The 1,036-nt window shown below is 35.4% G+C and carries 3 protein-coding genes; all 3 read right to left on the bottom strand.

Annotation, left to right across the window (positions count from 1 at the left end):
• Window positions 1-198: 198 nt before the first annotated feature.
• Window positions 199-366 (bottom strand): hypothetical protein, encoded by a 168-nt coding sequence (locus B853_RS26080; protein WP_170001026.1) that lies wholly within the window; start codon window positions 364-366, stop codon window positions 199-201.
• Window positions 363-617 (bottom strand): hypothetical protein, encoded by a 255-nt coding sequence (locus B853_RS16000; protein WP_128826939.1) that lies wholly within the window; start codon window positions 615-617, stop codon window positions 363-365. Before B853_RS16000 ends, B853_RS26080 begins: the two co-directional genes overlap by 4 nt.
• Window positions 599-1,036 (bottom strand): hypothetical protein (locus B853_RS26075; protein WP_211285378.1); only part of this gene is annotated, 438 nt, incomplete at its 5' end. The genes B853_RS26075 and B853_RS16000, both read right to left, overlap by 19 nt.

Raw genomic sequence — 1,036 nt, 5'->3', positions numbered from 1 at the left:
TTTTCAATCCAACGATATAGAAGAGTTTGAACATTTTTTAAACGCCTTTCATTTGCGATTTTCTCTAGTTGTTTAACTTGTTCTGTGGGTAGTCTCAAAAGGACTTGCTTAGTTGTGTTTGTCATATCGCTCACCGTTTAAAACTCCCTTGGTTGGGGCTCCTCGTTCCTGCGGTGCCAAACCAGGGATTTAGATCACTTACTCATTAATCAAAAAGCCCTTAACATGGCTTGGGACTCTTTCACCGTCAATCCAAGCCAACATTTCGCCAGCTTTAAATTTAGAAGGTTTAGGCAATTTAACACCCTCACCAAAATCAGAAGTTCCGAAAACCTCACTAAAAATTAGATTAGAATTAGACTTCATAATAATTCGGTCATGCAGATTATTTTAAATCCGCTATCCATTTCAGAAGTTGTACATTTCTGCAAACCACAAATTAAACGAACACCACAAGCACGACCAAGAGTGCTAAGTTTATTTAAATTGGTAAGCAATGAATTGTGTATCTCTTTTTGCTCTCTACCTAATGGCTTGTGATAAGCTATTTGAGCATATTCATCAATCATTAAATAAATTTTCTTACCGTCATAATTTTTCAAACCATTTTCACGCATATAATCCAAGCGATTACGAACAGTTTCAACAAGACCCCCCCCACAACATCGGCTAACTTTTCAATTTCATAAACAACAGATATTTTATCGCCCTGATGTTGGAAAAATTCAACGCCACCTTTTAAATCAACTAAAATCATTTCATCAATGTATTCAATGTTATTCTTTAATTGATAGATTAAAGCTTGTTGTAAGACTGACTTACCAGAACCCGACTGACCGACAAGTAGTAAATGTTTATCATCTTCAATACTTCGCCCAATCTTGACACCGTCAGAAGTAACACCGTAATAAATATAACCATTATTAACAGTTGTTTTATCAAGTACAGGGGATGATTTAATGCTTTCAAATGCCTTATCAGAAAAACCACCCTTACAAACGAAAATATAACCCTTTTCAGCGTAAATACTAACAGA

Source organism: Vibrio rotiferianus CAIM 577 = LMG 21460 (genome assembly GCF_002741985.1).
Classification (GTDB): Bacteria; Pseudomonadota; Gammaproteobacteria; order Enterobacterales; family Vibrionaceae; genus Vibrio; species Vibrio rotiferianus.
This window is presented reverse-complemented; position numbering and strand designations above follow the sequence as displayed.

What these genes read in the sequence shown, in the direction of transcription:
- B853_RS26080 (WP_170001026.1), bottom strand. Translation starts at nt 366, where the DNA reads ATGAAGTCTAATTCTAATCTAATTTTTAGTGAGGTTTTCGGAACTTCT.
- B853_RS16000 (WP_128826939.1), bottom strand. Translation starts at nt 617, where the DNA reads ATGCGTGAAAATGGTTTGAAAAATTATGACGGTAAGAAAATTTATTTA.